Here is a 22,133-nt window from a genome sequence, read left to right as displayed (position 1 = left end):
GGATAGTTGGGGCGGTGATTGGCGATGTAAAGCACCGGGCACCGGTGTCGGGCGCTATGCCCCGGAAGAGTGGAGCGCGGCGCGAAGGGCGGGATCGGTGAGGGCGCTGGGGCCGTTCAGGGCGAGGGAGATGAGGGAGGTGAGGGGTGCCAGAGGGGCGGAGGGGAGCCGTGAGCCGGGCGGATCGGCCTTCCCGGGAAGGCGCTGTTCGCCCGCGTCGGTGGCCCAGTCCCGGTACGGGTGGAGCTCGAAGCGGGCCACGGCCAGGGTCCCGAGGCAGAGCACCAGCGGCAGCGAGAACCACCCCAGGAGCAGCGCGGTGTCCGCGCCGGGCGGTGCCATCCAGTGGGCCGCGGCGGCGGCCACTACGACCAGGAGGGCGGCGGCCCACACCTGGCGGACCCCGCTGCGGATGCCGGGGCGGGCCGCGGCCGGCAGTGCCAGCCCGTCGGCCACCAGCTTGTCGGCCACCGCCCGTACCGCCTCGTCGGCCACCAGGGCTTCCCGCACCGCGGGTATCGGGCGCTGTCCGTCCGGGCCTATCGCGCTGAGCGTCGCCTGCTCGACCGGATCCTGTGCGACCGGCTCGACGACGGTGGCCCAGCCGGTGTGGGCGAGCAGCAGCCGACGCTTCTGGGCCATCAGCACCAGGACCACATCGGCGAGCCGCTGCGGCCCGCCGGAGAGGTAGGCCATCTCGTAGAGGGTCAGGCCGGGCGCGTGCCCGTCGTCACCGGCCGGGTCCGGGACCGGAGCGGAGACCGGTGGGCGGGCCGGCCGTCCGGTCCGGGCCGCGGCGACCGCGGCCCGGCACACCCGCGCACAGGAGAACACCGCCGCGACCGCGGCGACGAGGAGGAAGAGAAGCCACATGGTCCATTTTCTACGGGAAGGTCCATGACAATGGCCATTAATTTTCCCCGTATGTGGAGCACGTCACGTCCCTTCCTTCCCTGATCAGGGCCGGTGTGGCTCGCAAACCGGACACCTTCGGCCGGAGAATCGCCGCTCAGCTGCTGCCGCAGCCGGAGCCCCCGCCGCACGACGAGCCCCCGCCGCACGAGGAGCCGCCTCCGCAACTCGAACCGCCGCCGCACGAGGAACCGGAGCCGCAGGACGAACCGCCACCGCAGCCCGCACCGGAGCCGCCGTCGGACGAGCCGCACCAGAAGGAGCTGTCGCCGCCCACGTCGCCACCGGACGCCGCGCTGCCGGACGACGACGAGCCGCCCGCGGTGGCCATTGCGGCGGTCCGCTGGGCCTCCTCGAACTGCTGCCGCAGCAGCTCGTCCGCTATCAGCGCCGTACCGCCGAGCGCCACCACCAGCCCGGCGGCCTGCCATGCGCCGCCCACGCCGCCCCGGGAGTGGGCCGACTGCGCGGAGCGCAGCGCGCGGGTACCCGCCTTGGTGACGCGGTTCCGGAAGACCGTCCGGCACAGCGCGGCCACGATCAGACCCCCGATCAGCGCCGGCATGACCGTGATCACCACCGGCGGGCCGAACGCCTCGCCGAAGCCGTCGTCGTTGCCGGCGTCCGCGACCGAGAGCAGCACCCCGAGGGCGAACAGCACCGGGATCGCCGCCATTTGAGCGCCCGCCAGCCGGCGCCAGCCGCGTCCCCGCCGCGGATGACGCATCAGTCCGCGAGCCGCCAGCCGGTTGCCGACCTCCTGGACCGCGGGACTGCGCATGGCCTCGGCGCGCACCGCGGCCAGCGCCCCGCCGGGCGTCCGGGCGACCGCGTCCAGGACGGCGGTCTCGACCGCGTGCTCTGCGGTGGCCTGGCGGACGGTCACCACGCCCGGGCCACCCACCGCCAGCCGGCCGTCCTCGCACATCCCGGCGAGCGCCGCGTCCACCACCCGCCCGGGACCGCCGGCCAGGAACGCGATCTCCCATACGGTGCGGGCCTGCGCCTCGCCCCTGGGGACGGACGGGGTGCCGCGCCGCACCAGGAGCGTGCCGAGCAGCAGCACCAGCGAGGAGGCACCGAGGCCCATGTACACCGCTTGTGTGAACGACATCATCGCCACGTTCCCTTCATTGCCTGGCGGACGGCGTGGACGGCGCGGGCGAGCCGGGCCGCGGAACCGGCGGACGGTGGGGTGGGGCCCGCGCGGTCCCGCCACCAGCGGGTCAGCCGCTGCCGGGCGGCGGGGTCCGCGGGACGGCCCTGGGCCAGCAGGTGCGCCGCGAAGTCCAGCGCGTCCTGGCGGTAGCCGCCGCGCATCGGACGGTTGCGGGCATAGCCGGCGAACGCCGGGCGGTAGTCGTCGCCGAGGATCTCGGGCAGCTCGGGCGCGACCTTGGCGACCACCCCGGACCGCTTGGCGGTCAGCGCCCGGCTCTGCACGCCCAGCCGGGTGCGGTCGAAACCCTCGGGCGCCGGGGTGCCGGCGACCAGCGCGGAGAGCAGCGCGGTCTGCGCCAGCGCCAGCCGCTGCCGCGCCGCGTCGGTGCCGGGGGCGGCCGGTGCCGCGGCGGTGGGGCCGGTGCGGCCGGTGGAGGCCGCGGTGACGGTGGGGCCGGCGTCCGGCTCCCGTACGGGCTCAAGCCGCCTGGACATGGCGGGCCTCCTTCAGGACGGTGCGGATCGCGTCGAGTTCCCCGGCCAGCTCGCCGGCCTCGGGGAAGTCGTCATCGCGCTCCAGCAGCACACCGGGCGGGTTGATCCGGGCACACAGCTCGGCGAGCACGTCCAGCACCGGCTGGGTCACCGGATGGGCGTGGCTGTCGTGCCAGACCCCGTCCCGCTCCACGCCGCCCGCCACATGGACGTAGGCGATCGCCTCGACCGGCAGCTCGTCCAGCGCCACGGCCGGGTCCTCACCGCGGTTGACGTGGTTGGTGTGGAGGTTGGCGACGTCGATCAGCAACCGCACCCCCGTCCGCTCGACGAGCTCGGCCAGGAACTGCCCCTCGGTCAGCTCCTCGTCCGGCCAGTTGACCAGGGCCGCGATGTTCTCCAGAGCCAGCGGCACCGGCAGCGCGTCCTGGGCGATACGGACGTTCTCGCAGAGCACGTCCAGCGCGTCGCGGGTGCGCGGGACCGGCAGCAGATGTCCGGCCTCCATCAGCGGTGAGGCGGTCAGCGGCCCGCCGGCCCGGACGAACGCGATGTGCTCGGTGACCAGCGGGGCGCCCAGCACCTCGGCACGCTCGGCGAGGGCGGCCAGCCGGCCGATGTCCGGACGGTCGGCACCGCCGAGCCCGAGCGAGACGCCGTGCGGGACGACGGTCGTCCCGCGCTCCCGCAACTCGCGCAGGGCGTCCGGGAGATGGCCGGGGCAGATGTTCTCCGCCACCACCTCCACCCAGTCCACACCGGGCAGCCCGGCGATCTCCGTGGCGATTTCCGGCCGCCAGCCGATGCCCGTCCCCAGGCGCTCGATGTCCGTTCCCGGACGCTCCATGGTTCCCCCTCCCACTCCGTGGTCGGGGTACTCATGGCCACGTCAGGACCGGCCGAATCCTGCACCTGCCGAGTTCAGAGCTTCATTTGAGCTTCCCGCCAGGGACCCCGCCTCCCCGCGGCGATCCGCCGGCCGCCCCCGCCGGTCAGCGCGCGGTCTCGAACCCCACCGCCGCACCGAGCGCCAGCAGCACCCCACCGGTGGCCTGATCCAGCCGCCGCCGTATTCGCGGCCGCTGGAAGACGGCCCGCGCGCGGTGCACCGCCAGGGCGATACCACCGAGCCACAGCACGCCCAGCGCGGCATGGACGGCGACCAGCAGCAGGGTCGTCGCGATCACCGGCGCGCTGTGCGGGATGAACTGCGGCAGCAGCGACATGTAGACCACCCCGACCTTGGGGTTGAGGACATTGGTCAGCAGGCCCGTCCGCAACGCCCGCAACGGGGTCACCGGCCGCGCGCCCGCGCCGTCACCGGACCGCTCCCGCACCGCGGCGGGCGCCTCGGCCTCCGAAGCCCCGGCGGTCCGTATGCGCCGGGCGCTGCGCAGCGCCTGTATCCCGAGCCACATCAGATACAGCGCCCCGGCCACCCGCAGCACGTCGTACGCCGTCCTCGACGCGGCGAGCATCGCGGTCAGCCCGACCGCACCGGCCAGCCCCCACACGAAGCATCCGGCGGCGATGCCCAGCGCGCTGCACAGCGCGGCGCGCCGCCCCGAGCCGAGCGCGGTCCGCAGGACCACCGCGAAGTCGGGGCCGGGCGAAATGGTCAGCAGCGCGGCCACGAGGGTGAAACCGAGCAGGGACGTCAGCACGGCCGCCTCACCGCCCCTGCGGCAGCGCGCCGCGCAGCGCGGGGTGGTCCGCGACGACTGTGCAGGAGCCCGGCGCGATCTCCGTGAACCCGGCATCGCGGACCACGGGCAGCCCGCTGCGGGTCAGCGCCTCCCAGCGCGCGGGATCCGCGGACCGGACGGCCAGCGGGAAGCCGGCCGCGCGCCAGGCCGCCCGCTCCTCCTCGGACAGCTCCCACCACGCCAGCTGGGCGCCGTGGCCGGCCTGCGCCATCTCCTTGCCCGCCGACATTTCCAGCGCCGGGTTCAGCCACAGCACGGGCACGCCGTCGGCGGGCGGCCCGGGCGGCTCGGGGTCGTCCAGCTCCGTGCCGGAGACCTGCAGCTTCACCAGCTCCTTGGGCCAGCCGTCCAGCGGCACCGGGGGATAGACCCGGACCTCGGCGTGGCGCCCGGTGACCGTGATCCCGGGCAGTGCCTCGGCGCGCCGCCACTCCGCGCCGCGCGCCCGCCGCACCACCTTCCGGATCCGGGCGTCCTGCCAGTCCCGCACCGCCGCCGCCCACTCGCCGTCCCCGGCCGACCGCTCGTCCGACAGCAGCACCAGCACCGCCCGGGCGGCCGTCTCCAGCGCGTCCGTACGCGCCGGAGGGTCGGCCCGCTCCAGCCGCACGACGAGCGGCAGCACGAACTGCAAAGCCGCGTCCCGGTCGCTCTCGTCGGGCCGGAACGGGCTGGTGGAATCGCTGCCGGACTGCCCGGCGGTCTCGGTCCTGGTCACCCGATCAGTCTGCCAGCCGCCACTGACAACGCCCCTGGCGCTCCCCGCGCAGGCCCACCCGCGCACCCCTGCCCCGCCGGCGCGGGCCCGCCCGCGCGGCCCCGTTCTCCCGGCGCAGGCCCGCTGCCCGGACCCGCCTGTCCGGCCCCGTCCGCCCGGGCCTGTCCGCGCGTACCGCCCGCCTGGACCCGTCCGCGCGTACCGCCCGCCTGGACCCGTCCGCGCGTACCCGTCCGCCCGCGCCGTGTCGTCGTCCGCGTCCCTGAGCGGGCACCCGGCGACCTGCCCCGCTACCGTCGAGGGCGGCGGACGGCGCGACGCCGTACGGCAGTTGGGCCGCCGGCAGAGGAGCGACGCCGTACGCCAACGGGCGTGCCGGCACGGGCGATCGGGGCGCGGGCCGGGCAGCGCGGGGAAACGGGGAGGCAGCGGGTGCCGGAGCGGATGCGGTTGGACGGGGTGGGGCGGCGCTACGGGGTCCGCGGCCCCTGGGTGCTGCGCGAGGTCCACCTCACGGTGCCCGAAGGCGCGTTGCTGCGCATCGAGGGGACCAACGGCACCGGCAAGTCCACCCTCCTGCGGCTGCTCGCCGGGATCGACCGGCCCAGTACCGGGCGCATCACCGGCCGGCCGCGCCGCGCCTACGTCCCCGAACGTTTCCCCGCCGCCATGCCCTTCACGTCCGCCGGCTATCTCACCCACCTGGGCCGCGTCCACGGCCTGACCAGCGCGGAAGCGGCCCGGCGCGCCGCCGAGTGGCTGGAACGCTTCGGCGCGGCCGGGCACGCCCGTACCCGGCTCGCCGAGCTGTCCAAGGGGACCAGCCAGAAGGTCGCGGTCGCCCAGGCGCTGCTCGCCGAGCCCGAACTCCTCGTCCTGGACGAGGCGTGGACCGGCCTGGACCGCGGCGCCCGTGAGGTGCTCGACCGCGCGGTCGCCGAACGGGTCGCGGACGGCGGCACCGTGGTGTTCGTCGACCACGACCCACAGCGTCTGGCCGGCGCGGCCGACGCCCGCTACCGGGTGGTGGACGGGCGGCTGCTGGCCCAGGAGGAGCGGCCCGGCGCGTCCGCGTATCCGGGCGCCGCGACCGGCCCCCGGGTGACCATCGAGGCCGAGGGCCCACCGGGCGCCGCCCCGCCGACCGGCCCACCGGGGACGACCGCCGGCGCCCCGCGACTGCCGGGCGGCGCGGAGATCACTCCCGGCCCTGACGGCGCGTTCCGGTTCACGGTCCCCGCCGTCCACTCCGACGCGCTGCTGCGCGCCCTGCTCACCGCCCGGCCGCCGTGGCACATCCGCGCCGTCACCACAGCCCCCGGCCCGGCCGTACCGCCAGATCCGGCAACCCCGTACGCCCCCGACTCCGCTCCCGATGCCGTCCCCGACCCCGACGAGGCCCCCCACCCGTGATCGCTCTCCTCCGCTATCAGGCGGCGCTGCTCGTCGGCTCGCACCGCTGGCTGCCGCCGGTCATCCTCTACGCGGCGTTCCTGGCCATCGGCATCCAGAGCGGCGGCCCGATCCTCGACGCGTTCGGCTACGCCGCGGTCGGTGTGCTGCCGGTCACCGTCTGGCTGACCCGGATCTGCCTCACCAACGAGCCGCCGGCCGCCCGTAGTTGTACGGCGACCGCCGCCGGGCCCGGCCGGGTGCACCTCGCCTCCGTGCTGACCGCGGCCGGTGCCGGGCTGCTGCTCGGGCTGCTCGGTACGGCCCTGGTGGTGCTGCTGTCCGATCCGCACTCCGCCCACCAGGTGGCGGTACCCGTCCTGCCCGCGACCGGCGCCGGCCTGCTCGCCGTGCTGACCTGCCTGCTGACGGGCCTGGCCCTCGGTGCGCTGTGCACCTGGCCCGTGCTGCGCGTCCCCGGCTGGGGCATCCCGGCCGGACTGCTCGGCTCGCTGCTGCTGCTCGTCCTGGGCGGCTCGCCTGCCAACGCCGCCATGACGGGCCTGGTCACCGGCTCCCTGCACGGCACGATCACCGTCCCCTGGCTCCCGGCGGCCGCGGCCATCCTGCTCGCGGCCGCAGCCACCGCCACCGCCTGCGCCCTGGCGTCCCGTCGCGGCTGAAGCACGGAGGGAGGGCCCGGGGGCCAGGGGAAGGTGTGAGCCTCCGGAACGGCGAACTCCCGGGACGGGCGCGATGGGACGGGCGCCCCCGGGACCGGCGGGCGTACCCTCGGCCCCATGCCGCACACGCCCGCCACCCCCGATCCCGCTGGCCCAGCCCCAGCCCCCGGCGCCTCCGCCCCCGAACCCTCGGTCGCCGACTGCCTGTACTGCGGCCGGCCCACCGAGTACCCGGTAGACCGGCCGGGGATCGTGCTCTGCCCGGTGTGCGAATGGCAGGAGGCCCAGCGGACCGCGTGCTCCGGCTGACCCGGGTGAGCCGGAAGACGGGCTGCGCACCGTCAACTCCCTGACACCCGTCGGACGTCGCCCGACGGACCTCGCCTAGCGGACCTCGCCGGTCACCAGCGACTTCGCGTCGCGCGCCAGGGCCGTCAGCCGGGAGATCGCCCGGAAGTACTTCTTGCGGTAGCCGCCGCGCAGCATCTCCTCGCTGAACAGCTCGTCGAAGGGCTTGCCGGAGGCCAGCACCGGCACCTCGCGGTCGTAGAGCCGGTCCGCGAGGACGACCAGGCGCAGCGCGGTGGACTGGTCGGGCACCGCCTGGACATCGGTCAGGCAGACCGCCTCGATGCCGTCGCACATCGCGCCGTACCGGCTGGGGTGCACCTTCGACAGGTGGTCCAGGAGGGAGGGGAAGTCGTCGAGCGAGGCCCCGGGCGTGCGGTACGCCGTACGAGTGACCGTCTCGTCGTCGAACGGGGCGGGCGCCTCGGGCAGACCGCGGTGGCGGTAGTCCTCGCCGTCGATCCGCAGCGGGCGGAAGTGGGCGCTCAGGCCCTGGATCTCGCGCAGGAAGTCGACGGCGGCGAACCGGCCCTCGCCGAGCTTGCCGGGCAGCGTGTTGGAGGTGGCGGCCAGCGCCACACCGGCCTCCACCAGCTTGCCGAGCAGCGTGGAGACCAGCACCGTGTCGCCGGGGTCGTCCAGCTCGAACTCGTCGATGCACAGCAGCTTGTGCTCGCCGAGCGTGCGGACGGTCTGCTGGAAACCGAGCGCGCCCACCAGGTTCGTCAGCTCGACGAAGGTGCCGAACGCCTTCTGTTCGGCGGGCGCCGGGGACGCGTGCCACAGGGAGGCGAGCAGATGGGTCTTGCCGACGCCGTAGCCGCCGTCCAGATAGACGCCGCGCGGGCCCTTGGGGGCGGCGGCCTTCTTGGGGCTCCGGGCGAACCAGCGGCGCTTGCCGCCGCCGGTGTCCGCCCCGGCGGCGATGGAGTCCGCGAAGTCGCTCAGGACCTGGACCGCCTCGGCCTGGCTGGGCTGCTTCGGGTCCGGGATGTACGTGTCGAACCGGGCGTCCTGGAAGCGCGGCGGCGGCACCATCTCGGCGACCAGGCGGTCGGCCGGGACGTGCGGGGCGCGGGCGGTGAGCGCGGCGGGGGCTGCGTCGGCCGGGTCGGCCCCGTCGGCCGGCGGTCCGGCTATCGGGTCGGGCTGCGGCGCGGAGGGCTGGGAAGGTGACACAGCCGTCCAGCCTATCTCCTTCGTCCGAGGTGCCGGACCGTGCGGCGAGGCATGTCACACTGCCGCCATGCGACGCCTGTTCCCCCTCCCCGCCCCGCCCGTGCCCGCCGCCGACGGGACGGCCGCCGCGCCCGCGGTGACCGGTGCCGACGACCGCGAGTGGACGCTGGACGAACTGGCCGACGCCTACGCCTACCCGGCGGCGGACGACCCGGCGCGCGCGGGACGCCCCGGCTGGCTGCGCGCCAACATGGTGTCCTCCATGGACGGCGCGGCCCATCACGAGGGCCACTCGCAGCCGCTCTCCAGCGACGCCGACATGCGGATCTTCGGGGTGCTGCGGGCGGTCGCGGACGTCGTGGTGGTGGGTGCGGAGACGGTGCGCCAGGAGGGGTACCGGCCGGCCCGCGCCCGGGAGGCGTTCGCCGCCCGCCGGGCCGCCGCGGGGCAGTCCCCGGCGCCCGCCATCGCGGTGGTCACCGCCGGGCTCGGGCTGGACTTCGGGCTGCCCCTGTTCACCGAGGCGCTGGCGCCGACCGTCGTCCTGACCGGCGCGGGTGCCCCCGCCGATCGGGTGGCCAAGGCCCGGGCGGCCGGTGTGGAGGTGCTGTTCGCCGGCGAGGGCCTGGGCGTCGACCCGTCCCGGGTGGCCGGTGTCCTGGCCGAACGCGGTCACACCCGGCTGCTCACCGAGGGCGGGCCGATGCTGCTGGGGCAGTTCGCCGCGGCCGGTGCGCTGGACGAGATGTGTCTTTCGCTCGCTCCGGTGGTAACCGTCGGAGATGCGCCGAGGATCATGAAGGGGCCGGCCGTCGAGGTTCCCGAGCGGTTCGTCCTGGCCTCCGTATTGGAGGAGGCCGGGTTCCTGTTCACTCGCTACCGTCGGTCCTGATAAACAGCGGAATTATCTGTTCCGCTTAGCTTCCTTTGGGCACACTAAAAGCCAACAGGTCCCGCGTGGCGACGGGGCAGGATGGTGTCTGTCGGGCTCCGCACAATGCGGCCTGAGGAGAAGAAGGGCGTCCGTCGTGTTCACGAGCGTATTGATGATCGAGAAACCTCTGACGCCCGCCGACGTGGAGTTCGTGACCACCCTGCACGGCGACGACCCGGTCTCGTTCGTCGTGCTCATGCAGCCCCGCGGCAAGCAGGACGTCCTGTTGCGGGCCATCGACGACGTCGCCCTCGGGGAGTTCGACGACGCCGTGCGCGAGGGTGCCGAACCGGGCGGAGCACAGGCCGAGGCCCCCGCCGAGGTCGGGCTGACGCACACCCTCCAGGCACTGCGCGAGGCCGGTGCGCAGGCCGTCGGACAGGTCGTCGAGGACCATCCGCTGGACCTGCTGCGCTCCGTCGTGGACGAGACCGGGGCGGACGAGGTGATCGTGCTGACCGCCCCGCACTTCGTCGAGGAGTTCTTCCACCGCGACTGGGCCTCCCGCGCCCGCCACAAGGTCGGCGTCCCGGTCCTCAAGCTCTTCTCGCACGCCGCCGACGACCAGCCCCAGGGGACGCCCGGGGGCTGACCGCGCCCCCGGGGGCCGGCCACCGGCACCGTCACACCCGAGCGGCCGGGCAGGGGCGCAGCCGTCCGTCGTGCACCTCCGCGATCTCGTCCGCCGCGTCCAGATGGCTGTGGTCGTGGGTGACCAGCACCGTCGCCGTCGCCCGCTGGTGGGTCAGGTTCAGCAGCAGCTCCAGCACCGCGGCGCCCCGCTCGTGGTCCAGCGCGCTGGTCGGCTCGTCCACCAGCAGCACCGCGGGGTCGTTCATCAGCGCCCGGGCGATGTTGATCCGCTGCCGCTGACCGCCGGACAGCTGGTGCGGCCGCCGGCCGGCCAGCCCCTCCATGCCGACGGCCGCCAGCAGCTCCCGCGCCCTGGCCCGGGCCCTGCGCGGCGAGCGGCCGTCCAGGTGGGCCATCACCTCCAGCTGCTCGGCGGCGGTCAGGGACGGCAGCAGGTTCGGCTGCTGGAAGACCATGCCGAGGGCCGTCCGGCGCAGCGCGGTCAGCTCGGTGCGGCCGAGGCCCGTGGTGTCCGTGCCGTCGATCACCACCCGCCCGCGGTCCGGGCGGATCAGCGTCGCGGCGACCGCCAGCAGGCTGGACTTCCCCGACCCGGACGGCCCGATCACCGCGGTCAGACAGCCGGCGGGCACGGTCAGCGAGACCGTGTCCAGCGCGGTCAGCCGGTCCTCGCCGTCGGGGTAGGTCAGGGTCACATCGGTCAGTTCGAGGCTCATCGGGCACTCCCCAGGGCGGTCAGCGGATCGACGGAGGTGATGCGGCGGATGGACAGCGCGGCCCCGGCGGCGCCGAGCGCGATCATGACCAGGGCCGGGACCAGCACCGTCGGCGGGTCGAGCACGAACGGCACCGCGCCGCCGATGCCCGCACCCACACCCGCCGCCACGGCGGTGCCCAGGCCCGTCCCGATCACCAGCAGGACGACGGCCTGCCCGAGCGCGTCCCGCAGCAGATAGCGGGTCGAGGCGCCCAGCGCCTTCAGCACGGCGACGTCGCCGCTGCGCTGGATCGTCCACACCGTGAAGAACGCGCCGATCACCAGCGCGGAGATGGCGAACAGGAAGCCGCGCATCAGCTGGAGCGAGCCGTTCTCGGCGGTGTACGAGCCGATGGCCTGCAGGGCGTCGTCCAGGGGCATCGTCTTCGTGCCCAGCCGCCCGTCGGCGTCGGCGAGGCTCTGCGTCCCTGTGGTGGAGAGCGCCAGCACCGTCGCGCCCGGAGGGCCGCCGGTGCCGCCCGTCAGGGACCGCCAGTCGGCGAGCGACGTCCAGACCACCGGGGTGTGGCTGTACATGGCCGCACCCGCCACCGCCGCCACCCGGAACGTGCGCCCGCCCAGCGACACCGAGCCCCCGGCCCGCACCCCGAGCGAGGCCGCGGCCTTCTCCGAGAGCACCACCGCGCCGTCCCCGGCCCGCCCCTGCGCCGGGGCCAGCGGCGATCCGGGGCGCACCCCGAACGCCGACACCGCGGCCGCCCGGTCGCCCGCCTCCGCCTTCGTCGTGGCGATCCCCAGCGGCTCCGCCCGCCGTACGCCGGGCACCCGCGCCCACTCCCGTACGGTCCGTTCGGTCAGCCGGGAGTCGGTGAAGGCGACCGTACGGCCCTCCAGGGGCGCCGAGAACACCAGGTGGTCGGCGGGCAGCCCGGTGATCGCCGAGGTGTTCTCCCGGCCCAGGCCCGCGGTCAGGCCCGACAGCAGCCCCACCAGCACGGTGATCAGCACCACGACGGTGCCCATCAGGGCGAACCGCCCCTTGGCGAATCTCAGGTCTCTCCAGGCGACGAACACGGGCTCGGCCATCCTCCGGGTACCGGCGCCGGACCCACTGCCCGGCGGCTGGCCCCCACCGTCGCCCGCCGGAGAGGGCCGCGGCATCGCGCGGCGGAGTGGTCCGCGGAGATCGAAAGGTGCGCCCCGGCATCAACCCTTCGGTTGATGCCCGAGGCCGTACCCGCCCGTAGCCTGAAGGAGCCGTGACCGAAGAAGCCGTGACCGCCCCCTCCCTCACCCCCGTTCTGCGGGTCCTGCGCAGCTGCCTCCATCTGATGGTGGCCGCGCTGCTCGGGCTCGCCGCCGCCCGCGCGGTCGCCGATCACCGCCCGCACGCGCCCGCGGTCCTGGCCACCGCCGTCGTGCTGTTCGCGCTCTACGTCGCCGGCCCCAGGCTGCCCCGGCTGCGCGGCTCCACCGGCGCGGCCGCCCTCTGGCTCACCGCCGTCGGGCTGGTCTGGCTGGTGCTGCTGGCCCTCACCCCGGACGGCGTCTGGCTGGCCTTCCCGCTGTTCTTCGTCCAGCTGCACCTGCTCCCGCTGCGCTGGGCGCTGCCCGCCGTCGCGGCCACCACCCTCGCCGCCGTCGCCGGCTTCGGATGGCACACCCACACCCTCGGCGTCGGCACGGTCCTCGGCCCGGCCCTCGGGGCGGCGGTCGCGGTCGCCGTCGTCCTCGGCTACCAGGCCCTCTACCGCGAGAGCGAGCAGCGCCGCCGCCTCATCGAGGAGCTGACCGCGGCCCGCAGCGAGCTGGCCGCCGCGGAGCACGCGGCCGGCGTGCTCGCCGAACGGGAACGGCTGGCCCGCGAGATCCACGACACCCTCGCCCAGGGTCTCTCCAGCATCCAGCTGCTGCTGCGGGCCGCCGAGCGCGCCCTCCCCGAGCGGCCCGGGGCGGCGCTCGGGCACGTCCGGCAGGCCCGTACGGCCGCGGTCGACAACCTCGCCGAGGCCCGCCGGTTCGTCCGCGCGCTCAGTCCGCCCGACCTGGAGACCGGCTCGCTGCCCGCCGCCCTGGAGCGGCTGTGCGCCACCACGGAGCGCGCCTCCGGCCTGACCGTGCAGTGCCAGGTCTCCGGCGCGCCCACCGCGCTCCCCACCCCGCACGAGGTCGCCCTGCTGCGCATCGCCCAGTCCGCGCTGGCCAACACCGTCCAGCACGCCGCGGCCCGCCGGGTCGAGCTGACCCTCAGCTACATGGACACCGAGGTCGCCCTGGACGTCGTCGACGACGGCACCGGATTCGTCCCGGCGCAGGTGCCCGCGCCGGGCTCCGCGGCGGCCTCCGGTACCGGCTTCGGGCTCGCCGCGATGCGGGCCCGGGCCCGCGCCCTCCAGGGCACCCTCGCCGTCGAGTCCGCCCCGGGAGAGGGCACCGCCATCGCCGTCACCCTGCCCTGCCCCGCAGCGCCCGCCGGCCCGGAGGCCGCCCTGTGACCAGCCCCGTGACCAGCCCCGCGACCCCCATCCGGCTGCTGCTCGCCGACGACCACCCGGTCGTACGGGCCGGACTGCGCGCCGTCCTGGAGACCGAACCGGGCTTCGAGGTCGTCGCGGACGTGCCCACCGCCGAGGAGGCCGTCGAGCTCGCCGGGCGGTGCGAGGTGGACGTGGTCCTCATGGACCTCCAGTTCGGCGGGCGGATGCTGGGCTCGCAGGCCACCGCCGCGATCACCGCCCGGGCCGGCGCCCCGCGCGTCCTGGTCCTGACCACGTACGACACCGACGCCGACATCCTCGCCGCCATCGAGGCCGGCGCCACCGGCTACCTCCTCAAGGACGCGCCGCCCGAGGAACTGGCCGCCGCGGTGCGCACCGCGGCGGCCGGGAAGTCCGCGCTCGCGCCCACCATCGCGCTGCGCCTGATGGACCGGATGCGGACGCCCGCCACCGCGCTCTCCCGCCGCGAGACCGAGGTGCTCCAGCTCGTTGCGGACGGCCTGTCGAACGCCGCGATCAGCAAACGGCTCTTCCTCAGCCAGGCGACCGTCAAATCCCACCTTGTCCACATCTACTCCAAGCTGGGGGTGGACTCCCGCACGTCCGCGGTCGCCGCGGCCACCGCGAAGGGCCTGATCCGCCGCTGACCACTGACCACTGACCGCTCACCCGCTGACCACTGTCTCGAAGCCCCGGTGCGGTCCGGTCCGCGGTCGTCCAGGGGGCGTGGGGGTCGTCCGGGGGGGCGTCCGGGGCCCAAGGACCGGCGTTGTCGGTGCCGGGTGCGACAATCTTCGGCAGCAGGACAGCCGTACCGGCAGCACGAGGACCGGAACCGGCAGCCCGGCAGCAGAACCGCACGACCGCACCACCGCACGACCGCTCGCGATGATCGACGATCAGGGAGACCCGCCCATGGCACCCGCCATCCCAGCCTCGATGGACCGACCGCACTTCATCGGTATCGGCGGAGCCGGCATGTCGGGCATCGCCAAGATCCTCGCCCAGCGCGGCGCCCGGGTGGCCGGCAGCGACGCCAAGGACTCCCCGACCGCCGAGGCCCTGCGCGCCCTCGGCGTCACCGTCCACCTCGGCCACGCCGCCGAGCACCTCGCCGCCGACGCCACCAGCGTCGTGGTCTCCTCCGCGATCCGCCCCGACAACCCCGAGCTGGCCGCCGCCCATGAGCGCGGCATCCCCGTCGTGCACCGCTCCGACGCCCTCGCCGCCCTCATGGACGGCCTGCGCCCGATTGCGGTGGCCGGCACGCACGGCAAGACCACGACCACCTCCATGCTCGCCGTCTCCCTCGGCGCCCTCGGCCTCAAGCCGTCCTACGCCATCGGCGGCGACCTCGACGCCCCCGGGTCCAACGCGGAGCACGGCACCGGCGAGATCTTCGTCGCCGAGGCCGACGAAAGCGACCGCAGCTTCCACAAGTACGCCCCCGAGGTCGCCATCGTCCTCAACGTCGAGCTGGACCACCACGCCAACTACGCCTCGATGGACGAGATCTACGAGTCCTTCGAGACCTTCGTGGGCCGCATCCGCCCCGGCGGCACCCTGGTCATCGCCGCCGACCACCCCGGCTCCCGCGAGCTGACCGCCCGGGTCGCCGGCCGCGAGGACATCGAGATCGTCACCTACGGCGAGTCCAAGGACGCCGACGTCCGCATCCTCCAGATCACCCCGCACGGCCTGACCAGCGACGTCACCGTCAGCCTCACCAGCGGCAAGATCCTCACCTTCACCGTCTCCGTCCCCGGCCGGCACTACGCCCACAATGCCGTCGCCGCCCTCGCCGCCGGCGTCGCCCTCGATCTGCCGCCGCACAACCTCTCCACCGCCCTCGGCAAGTACACCGGCGTCAAGCGCCGCCTCCAGCTCAAGGGCGAGGCGGCCGGCGTCCAGGTCATCGACTCCTACGCCCACCACCCGACGGAGATGACCGCCGACCTCGAAGCCATCCGCGCCGCCGTCGCGGACTCCGCCCGCCTCCTGGTCGTCTTCCAGCCCCACCTCTTCTCCCGCACCCAGGAGCTCGGCACGGAAATGGGCCAGGCGCTCGCCCTCGCCGACGCCTCCGTCGTGCTGGACATCTACCCGGCCCGCGAGGACCCGATCCCGGGCGTCACCAGCACCCTGATCATCGACGCCGCGCGCGCCGCCGGCGCCGAGGTCACCGCCGAGAGCGACAAGTCCGCCGTCCCGGACGTCATCGCCGGAATGGCCCGACCCGGTGACCTTGTTCTCACCATGGGCGCGGGCGATGTGACCGACCTCGGCCCCGCCATCCTGACCCGCCTGGGCAGCTGAGCCGGAGGAGGCCCCCAGATGCCGTACGAGATCGACAAGCCCGAAGAGCAGTGGCGCGCCGAGCTGACCCCCGCCGAGTACCAGGTACTCCGCCAGGCCGGCACCGAGCCCGCCTTCGTCGGTGAGTACACCGACACCAAGACGTCGGGCATCTACTCCTGCCGCGCCTGCGGCGCCGAACTCTTCCGCTCCGACACCAAGTTCGAGAGCCACTGCGGCTGGCCGTCCTTCTACGACCCCAAGGACTCCGACGCCGTCGAGCTCCTGGAGGACCGTTCGCACGGCATGCTCCGCACCGAAGTCCGCTGCGCCCGCTGCGGCTCCCACCTCGGCCACGTCTTCGAGGGCGAGGGCTACCCGACGCCCACGGACCAGCGGTACTGCATCAACTCGATCTCGCTGCGGCTGATGCCGGACGAGGACGCTCCCCGCTCGCCCGGGGAGCAGAGGCCATAGGCCGACGCGTCCAGCAGCACCTTGTCGACCACTTGCCGACGCGGGGAGCAGCCCACTTCATCGTCACGAAGACGTCCGAGGTGGGGGCCTCCCCGCACGTGCGGCAAGCAGACAGCGCGTGCAGCGCCGTTCGACCACTGAACCGGCCACTCATGAGGCTGGAGATCACGGGCCGGCTGAACCCCGGATCATGGCGGACTTGATCTACCGCACCACGGGCAAAACCGCACCGTGACCACCCGCTGCGCTTCAGCGACAGCCGCCTCCTCGCCCAGTGGGTCTTCGGCGGCCCCTGGAGGCGCTTGAGCTCGCAGGATGGCGACGGGGGCAGGGGCAGCACGAGCCTGGCCGACCCGGGACGCAGCATCGCCGGCCAGTTACCCCGGAAGGCGACTACGCCTCATGCTCCTGCTTCCCCTCAAGGGGACTGGTTGCCGAGCCCGCAGCCGCCTTCACCGCACCGACCATCGCGACCGTTTCTCCTTCTGTCGTCAAGTTATCGAGTCCTTACCGGCAGTTGAGCCGGTGCCGCCAACTCTGTGCGGTGGCTTGAGTTTTTCCTCTAGCGTGGAAAAACTCGGGGAGGCGGGTCACCGGACGAGGAGAAGGGCATGGGAGGCGGAAGGCTCGTCATGACCGGCGGCGAGGTGAAACGCGGACTCCGGGAACTGGTCAGAGCGGTTCGGTCCGGCCTTGCGGGCGGCCGACGCAAGACCCCCAACGCCTTTCTCTGCGCCGGCCGTCCAGTCGACGGAGTGCCGCCACCTCACAAGAACGCGGTCCACGACGTCATCGGTGCCCGCCGGCTTCGCAAGCCGTCCACTGCCGAGAAACTCGCCGAGCTCTGGGGCTGCCCCGGCAAGCAGTGGGCGCGGTTCGCGATGGCGCGCCGGGAGCCGGCCGCCAGGCGGGCGGGGGCCCGGCCCCGCTTCCGGCCCCGTAGCCCGGCCCGAGGACCGTCGGCCAGCCGGGCGGACACCGCTGAGCAGTTCCGATGCTGCTGATCGGATGGCCTGCAAGACGGTCGGCTTACCGGGCCATCCCGCTTCGGAATTGAAACAGGGAGACGAGCCATGAAGCGTCACGAGGGAGTGCGGAAGCTGCGCAGAAGCGGATATCGCATCCTGCAATGGTTCCTCACTGTATTCTTTCTTGCGCTCGGGGCTCTGGCGATCCCGAAAATGGGCATGGATGGCCCGAACGGTGCCCCGGTCGGCCTGACGGCGATCTTCGGAACAATCTTCGTCGAGCAGCGAATCCTCCGCTCCCGGGTCATTCTCTCCCCCAGTTGCGTGCGGGTGGTGAACGCCATCTTTGAATACCGCGTTGAACCCGGGGCGATAAAGACAGCCTACGTCGATACCGGTGGAACCATGAAGATCGAAACACGAGACGGTGGTGAGATTTTTGTCGGAGCCTACAGTGGTTCTCTTATTGATTACTTTGTGGGGAGTGCGGGCAGGGCGGCAAAAATAGTCCGTAATTACATCGCCGGCAAACCGGTTGCGTCGGACTTTGTCATTCACAGGAAGTATGCGAGGAGTTGTCCACTGCTACCTGCATGTGGCCTGGTGGCCGACGAAGGGGTGCAGGTCGCTGCACGCGCGATGTACGGACCGGCCCCACGGCAGTGAGCCGGGTCCCACCCCCATTTATTGAATCTCGGATCCGGCAGGAAAGGGGGGCAGGGCATGAAGGGGCAACGGAAGGTAGTGAAACTCCGAAGAAAGTCGCAGCGCGTTCTGCAATGGTCCTTCTCTGTAATCCTTCTCTTTATGGCAGCCCTCGTTGTCGATAGAATGGGCTTTCGTGGACCAAACAAGGCTGAAGTTGGTCTAACGGCCTCCTTTGCCACCATATTCTTGGTGCAGAGGGTTTGCCGATCTCGCGTGCTCATCTTTCAAGATGAGGTATGTGTCGTCAATGCGGTGTTTAAATACAGTGTGGCGCGCAGTGCCGTTGCTCAAGTTTTCGTCGACCTCGGAGGGAATCTGACGCTAGAAACGACAGGTGGCGAGGAGGTTTACGTGGCTGCCTACAGTGGCTCACTCATAGATCATTTTGTGGGCAGCTCGGACAGGGCAGCCAAAACGATCCGTCAACATGTGAAAATGAAAACGGCTACCTCGCGAGACTCCGCGGTCCGTAGAGGGCTGGCAATTTCCTGGCTTTCGGATATCTGGCTGGTCGCCGCAGTGATCTGTGCGGTGTGGACCGCAATCGGCAATGTGGTGGGTTGAGTGGTATTCCGCGGCGAATCAGTAAGGCGCTCATCTTTCGTCCGGCCCCCTCCTTCCCAGGAGGGCGGATCGCAGCCATCTGCCGGGCCCGTGTCGGCTGCATCAACTCGATCTCGCTGCGGCTGATGCCGGACGAGGACGCTCCCCGCTCGCCCGGGGAGCAGAGGCCATAGGGCAGCGCGTCCAGCAGCACCGCGGGACCACCTGCTGACGCGCGAGGAGCCGCAGTTACGACCGGAAGACCGGGCAGTCGGAGAGGAAGCATCTCCGCTGGCGCGTGGAGCAGGTACTCGTCGCGGTGCAGGTCGGCCATGATCAGGGACCGTTTCCGCGCGTGCGGAGAGCAGACGCGGGGAGCAGACTTCGCGACCCGCGGCGTGGCACGAGGGGTGAGCCGGTCGGCGTCACTTTCACCGATACCGGCAAAGGTGCTCCCGGCGCCCGCGGGGAGGGTTCCGTCATGACGCAAGCCATCTGGGCGAGGTCCGTGCCGCATGCCACGGTAGGGCGCTATGACGGCGGCGGCAGCGATGAACGCAGCAGTGGGCGAGGTCGAAGGGTTAGCAGCGGATGCTCTGCGCTGGTTGCTCGGGAGCGCGCGGGGGACCAGAGACAACGGCCTCGCCTGGGCTGACGTGCCATCGAATGAAGAGACCGACCCCACGCTCTACAGCGGAACGGCCGGTGTCATCCCTGTTCTTCTGGAAGCGCGGCGGCACTTCGGTGACGACCGGTACGGCGACGCCGCCCTGCGCGCCGCCCGCAGCGTGGCCGCCGCCGTCGACCACTGGGAAAACAACTCCTTGTACTTCGGCCTGACCGGCTTGGCGCTCGCATTGCGGGCGGTCCACGACGAACTCGGTGATCCGGATGCCGCTGCCACCGCGGACCGGGCCCTGGACCTGGTGCGCGCACGTTTCGACGGCACGCGCTTCGGCGACTGGTTCGATCTGATGGGTGGCAACGCCGGTATCGGCCTCGGTGCGCTGGCAGCGGGTGATCCCGAGTTGGCCGTACTCGCGCTGGAGCCGTACCTGCGCACGGCCGAGGAGACCCCGACAGGTGTCCACTGGGAGGTGCAAACGGGCAGGGTTTCGCGGTTCCATCACATCTCGCACGGCACGCTCGGCATTGTGTACGGGCTGGCCTGCGTCGGCCGGGCCACCGGCCGGGCTGATCTGACCGAGCTGGCGCGAGCGGGGGCTGCGGACGTCGCGGCACGAAATGAGGCCAGGCCCGCCGGCTTCCTCGTCCCGCACTCCGACCCGCAGGACCATCCCGAGCTCACCGCACGCCACAGCTATGGCTGGTGCCACGGTCCAGCCGGCGATGCCCAAGTCTTCCGGCTGCTCCGGGACGCCCTCGACGATCCGGCGTGGCAGACCCTCGCCGACCGATGCTGGCACACCGTGACTCACTCCGGCCTGCCACGCCGTCTGCGGCCCGGCTTCTGGGACAACAACGGACGGTGCTGCGGCACAGCCGGCGTCTTGGCACTGGCCTGCGACCGCATGGCCGAGCAGGACGACCGCCCAGACTTCGCCCGACTCCTCGTCGCGGACATCGTCGCCCGCGCGACCCGAGACACCGACGGAGTGCGATGGTCCAACCTCGAACACCGGGCCACCCCAAGCATCCTCGAACCGCGCACCGGCTGGGCGTCGGGTAATGCCGGCATCGTCCGCGAGCTACTGCGCTACGTACGGATAAGCCGGGGGGCCGACCCGACGTACGTGGTCACCTGGCCGGACCAGCCGGCGGTGAGGGAGCCAGGGCGGTGAAGGGAGCCAGGGTGGGGAAGGTGAACAGGGCGAGCGGCGGACATTCGACGGGGCAGTGAGGGAGGCCTTGCGTACGAGCACTTGCGGGCGTAGGCCGCGTTTGTGGGCGGCGCTGAAGAGCGCGTTGTAGGCCAAGAGCCGTGGGGCGTAGGGCTCGATGGAGACGGTTGCGGCAAGGGGCCCGGCGGGTAGCGCCTCGCACTTCAGGGCGCGTGCCCGCCTCGCGGTTCGGCTGACGTCCACGAGAGGTGACGGTGGGGGCGGGGCCAGGCGGGACGGGCGGTGTGCGGTGCCCACGAGAGGTTCGGCTCTCGTGGGCAGCGCGTTTCGCGTGTGGAAGGGTTCCGGGTCAGGCCGGCATGGTGATGGCCGTCACCACCAGGCCCTCCTCGACCAGCCAGCGGCCGGTGAACTCGGTGAGTTCGGTGCCGTCGACGAGCGGGCCGGGGACGAGGAGTCGGGCGGTGAAGGTGGCGTCGGTGGGGTCGAGAGTGAGCAGGGCGTCCTCGAAGCCGAGCCAGCGGTGGGCGAGGGGGTACCACGCCTTGTAGACGCTCTCCTTCGCGCTGAAGATCAGGCGGTCCCAGGCGATCTCCGGTTCGAGGTCGGCCAGATGGTGTAGCTGGGCGCGTTCCTCGGGAAGTGTGACGAGGTCCATGACGCCCGGGTCGGAGACCGGGAGGTTCGGTTCGGCGTCCAGGCCGACGGTTCGGATGTCCCGTTGGCGGGCCACCGCCGCGGCGCGGTAACCGGCGCAGTGCGTCATCGCGCCGACGATGCCATCCGGCCACTCCGGTGCCCGGTCGCGGCCGGGGAGCAGCGGTGCCGGGGCGATGCCCAGCCGCGACAGTGCGGCGCGGGCACAGCCGCGTACCGTGCCGAACTCCCGCTGGCGCTTGGGCACGGCGCCTGCCACCAGTGCCCATTCCTCGGGGAACATCTCGGACAGCGGGGCGTCCTCGAAGGACTCGGCGGTCACGATCGGCGCCGGGAGCAGCTTGTCGATCATGCCCGGGCTCCCGTGGTGCCGGAGCCGACGGTGGCCGGGGCCGGCAGGATCTGCACCGGACGGCCGGGTGTGCCGGAGCGGCGCCGCCACTCGCGGGGATAGCCGAGCGAGACCTCCTGGTGCGGTACGCCGTCGCAGACCAGCAGGCGGGGGATGTGCAGATGGCCGTAGACCACGGTGGCGGCACGGAACCGGCGCGGCCAGTCGGCGGTCGCCTCCGTGCCGCACCACAGTGCGAAGTCCGGGTACCACAGCGGGTCGGTGGGCTCCCGGACCACCGGCCAGTGGTTGATCAGGATGGTCGGCAGGTCCTCCGGCAGGGCCGCGAGCCGTGCCTCGGTGGCCGCCACCCGGGCCCGGCACCAGGCCTCGCGGGTGGGGTACGGGTCCGGATGCAGATGGAACTCGTCCGTGCACACCACTCCGGCCCGCTCGGCCTGGGCGAGCGCCTCCTCCTTGGAGGTCACGCCCGGACGCCGGAACGTGTAGTCGTAGAGCAGGAACAGCGGGGCGAGGACGACCGGGCCGCCGGCCCCCTCCCAGACCGGGTACGGGTCCTCGGGCGTCAGGACGCCCAACTCCCGGCAGATCTCCACCAGATGCTCGTACCGTGCCACCCCGCGCAGCTGCACCGGATCGTCGGCGGGGGTCCACAGCTCGTGGTTGCCCGGCACCCACACCACCTTGGCGAAGCGTTCGCTGAGCAGGCCGAGCGCCCAGCGGATGTCGGCGACGTACTCGCCCACGTCACCGGCGACCAGCAGCCAGTCGTCGGCGGACTCCGGTCTTAACCCCTCGACGATCTCGCGGTTCTCGGTATAGCGGACGTGCAGATCGCTGACCGCGACCAGGGTGCCGGGCCTGTGGGCCGGTGCGGGGTGCGGGGACGGGGCGGGGGCCGGGGGCGGCGCGGCGGGGCCGTCGGCGCCGGGAGCGCCGGGAGCGCCGGGGGTGAGGGTGCGGATCTCGTAGGTCACCCTCGCAGTAAAGACG

General features: G+C 73.0%; 21 protein-coding genes and 1 pseudogene. 12 read left to right on the top strand and 10 right to left on the bottom strand.

Annotated features, from left to right (window positions below):
- Window positions 1-54: 54 nt before the first annotated feature.
- From IG62_RS0118365 to IG62_RS0118340, 5 genes and pseudogenes are all read right to left on the bottom strand, one after another.
- Complete coding sequence (locus IG62_RS0118365) at window positions 55-873, bottom strand: TIGR04222 domain-containing membrane protein (protein ID WP_030803710.1); 819 nt, start codon at window positions 871-873, stop codon at window positions 55-57.
- Between the two features lie 136 nt (window positions 874-1,009).
- Window positions 1,010-2,026, bottom strand: a complete 1,017-nt coding sequence (locus IG62_RS0118360) for a TIGR04222 domain-containing membrane protein (protein ID WP_234326602.1) — start codon at window positions 2,024-2,026, stop codon at window positions 1,010-1,012.
- A pseudogene (locus tag IG62_RS50150) lies at window positions 2,026-3,415 on the bottom strand (DUF692 domain-containing protein). The gene IG62_RS0118360 and the pseudogene IG62_RS50150 overlap by 1 nt, the downstream one beginning before the upstream one ends.
- Window positions 3,416-3,560: 145 nt before the next feature.
- A complete protein-coding gene (locus tag IG62_RS0118345) occupies window positions 3,561-4,232 on the bottom strand; it encodes a LysE family translocator (protein WP_030803698.1) in 672 nt (223 codons plus the stop codon).
- Between the two features lie 7 nt (window positions 4,233-4,239).
- Window positions 4,240-4,992: an aminoacyl-tRNA hydrolase gene (locus IG62_RS0118340; protein ID WP_030803694.1), complete on the bottom strand. Its 753-nt coding sequence runs from the start codon at window positions 4,990-4,992 to the stop codon at window positions 4,240-4,242.
- Window positions 4,993-5,424: 432 nt separating this feature from the next.
- Between IG62_RS0118340 and IG62_RS0118335 the strand changes: the two genes are divergently transcribed.
- The 3 genes from IG62_RS0118335 to IG62_RS44820 all read left to right on the top strand — a co-directional run bounded on the left by IG62_RS0118335 (window position 5,425) and on the right by IG62_RS44820 (window position 7,376).
- Window positions 5,425-6,405, top strand: coding sequence for an ABC transporter ATP-binding protein (locus tag IG62_RS0118335; protein ID WP_420711072.1), 981 nt, complete (start codon window positions 5,425-5,427; stop codon window positions 6,403-6,405).
- A complete protein-coding gene (locus IG62_RS0118330) occupies window positions 6,402-7,067 on the top strand; it encodes a hypothetical protein (RefSeq protein WP_030803686.1) in 666 nt (221 codons plus the stop codon). Before IG62_RS0118335 ends, IG62_RS0118330 begins: the two co-directional genes overlap by 4 nt.
- 117 nt (window positions 7,068-7,184) lie before the next feature.
- Window positions 7,185-7,376, top strand: coding sequence for a hypothetical protein (locus IG62_RS44820; protein WP_078872070.1), 192 nt, complete (start codon window positions 7,185-7,187; stop codon window positions 7,374-7,376).
- A 75-nt stretch (window positions 7,377-7,451) separates the two neighbouring features.
- Here IG62_RS44820 and zapE read toward each other — a convergent pair whose 3' ends face one another.
- Complete coding sequence (gene zapE, locus IG62_RS0118325; RefSeq protein ID WP_030803683.1) at window positions 7,452-8,594, bottom strand: cell division protein ZapE; 1,143 nt, start codon at window positions 8,592-8,594, stop codon at window positions 7,452-7,454.
- A 67-nt stretch (window positions 8,595-8,661) separates the two neighbouring features.
- On the opposite strand from zapE, the gene IG62_RS0118320 reads away from it, so the two are divergent.
- Both IG62_RS0118320 and IG62_RS0118315 read left to right on the top strand, forming a co-directional pair.
- The gene (locus IG62_RS0118320) at window positions 8,662-9,486 is read left to right on the top strand and encodes a dihydrofolate reductase family protein (protein ID WP_030803680.1); all 825 of its coding nucleotides are present in this window, start codon (window positions 8,662-8,664) and stop codon (window positions 9,484-9,486) included.
- Between the two features lie 136 nt (window positions 9,487-9,622).
- Window positions 9,623-10,120 (top strand): hypothetical protein, encoded by a 498-nt coding sequence (locus tag IG62_RS0118315; protein ID WP_030803677.1) that lies wholly within the window; start codon window positions 9,623-9,625, stop codon window positions 10,118-10,120.
- Between the two features lie 31 nt (window positions 10,121-10,151).
- Here IG62_RS0118315 and IG62_RS0118310 read toward each other — a convergent pair whose 3' ends face one another.
- Together IG62_RS0118310 and IG62_RS0118305 are read right to left on the bottom strand one after the other, a co-directional pair.
- Window positions 10,152-10,838: an ABC transporter ATP-binding protein gene (locus IG62_RS0118310; RefSeq protein WP_030803674.1), complete on the bottom strand. Its 687-nt coding sequence runs from the start codon at window positions 10,836-10,838 to the stop codon at window positions 10,152-10,154.
- Window positions 10,835-11,914, bottom strand: a complete 1,080-nt coding sequence (locus IG62_RS0118305; RefSeq protein ID WP_030803671.1) for an ABC transporter permease — start codon at window positions 11,912-11,914, stop codon at window positions 10,835-10,837. Before IG62_RS0118305 ends, IG62_RS0118310 begins: the two co-directional genes overlap by 4 nt.
- 185 nt (window positions 11,915-12,099) lie before the next feature.
- Here IG62_RS0118305 and IG62_RS0118300 point away from each other — a divergent pair, with 185 nt between their 5' ends.
- The 7 genes from IG62_RS0118300 to IG62_RS0118280 all read left to right on the top strand — a co-directional run bounded on the left by IG62_RS0118300 (window position 12,100) and on the right by IG62_RS0118280 (window position 20,131).
- Window positions 12,100-13,335 carry a sensor histidine kinase gene (locus IG62_RS0118300; RefSeq protein WP_030803668.1) on the top strand — a complete coding sequence of 412 codons (1,236 nt, stop codon included), beginning with the start codon at window positions 12,100-12,102 and terminating at the stop codon, window positions 13,333-13,335.
- Window positions 13,332-13,985, top strand: a complete 654-nt coding sequence (locus IG62_RS0118295; protein ID WP_324604637.1) for a response regulator transcription factor — start codon at window positions 13,332-13,334, stop codon at window positions 13,983-13,985. The genes IG62_RS0118300 and IG62_RS0118295 overlap by 4 nt, the downstream gene beginning before the upstream one ends.
- Window positions 13,986-14,253: 268 nt before the next feature.
- Window positions 14,254-15,654: a UDP-N-acetylmuramate--L-alanine ligase gene (murC, locus tag IG62_RS0118290; protein ID WP_030803662.1), complete on the top strand. Its 1,401-nt coding sequence runs from the start codon at window positions 14,254-14,256 to the stop codon at window positions 15,652-15,654.
- Window positions 15,655-15,672: 18 nt separating this feature from the next.
- Window positions 15,673-16,110, top strand: coding sequence for a peptide-methionine (R)-S-oxide reductase MsrB (gene msrB, locus IG62_RS0118285; RefSeq protein ID WP_030803659.1), 438 nt, complete (start codon window positions 15,673-15,675; stop codon window positions 16,108-16,110).
- 1,073 nt (window positions 16,111-17,183) lie between these two features.
- Window positions 17,184-17,744, top strand: a complete 561-nt coding sequence (locus IG62_RS47265; protein ID WP_158795057.1) for a hypothetical protein — start codon at window positions 17,184-17,186, stop codon at window positions 17,742-17,744.
- 141 nt (window positions 17,745-17,885) lie between these two features.
- Entirely contained in the window at window positions 17,886-18,350 is a 465-nt protein-coding gene (locus tag IG62_RS47260; RefSeq protein ID WP_158795056.1) for a hypothetical protein, read from the top strand.
- Between the two features lie 512 nt (window positions 18,351-18,862).
- Window positions 18,863-20,131 (top strand): lanthionine synthetase LanC family protein, encoded by a 1,269-nt coding sequence (locus IG62_RS0118280; RefSeq protein ID WP_030803656.1) that lies wholly within the window; start codon window positions 18,863-18,865, stop codon window positions 20,129-20,131.
- Between the two features lie 349 nt (window positions 20,132-20,480).
- Here IG62_RS0118280 and IG62_RS0118275 read toward each other — a convergent pair whose 3' ends face one another.
- Together IG62_RS0118275 and IG62_RS0118270 are read right to left on the bottom strand one after the other, a co-directional pair.
- The gene (locus IG62_RS0118275; RefSeq protein WP_030803653.1) at window positions 20,481-21,140 is read right to left on the bottom strand and encodes a 4'-phosphopantetheinyl transferase family protein; all 660 of its coding nucleotides are present in this window, start codon (window positions 21,138-21,140) and stop codon (window positions 20,481-20,483) included.
- Complete coding sequence (locus IG62_RS0118270) at window positions 21,137-22,117, bottom strand: metallophosphoesterase family protein (protein ID WP_078872069.1); 981 nt, start codon at window positions 22,115-22,117, stop codon at window positions 21,137-21,139. The genes IG62_RS0118275 and IG62_RS0118270 overlap by 4 nt, the downstream gene beginning before the upstream one ends.
- Between the last annotated feature and the right edge of the window lie 16 nt (window positions 22,118-22,133).

The sequence above is a fragment of the Streptomyces sp. NRRL S-337 genome (genome assembly GCF_000720175.1).
GTDB lineage: Bacteria > Actinomycetota > Actinomycetes > Streptomycetales > Streptomycetaceae > Streptomyces > Streptomyces siderophoricus.
Note: the sequence above shows the minus strand (reverse complement) of the source record. Positions and strands in the feature narration are given on the sequence as shown.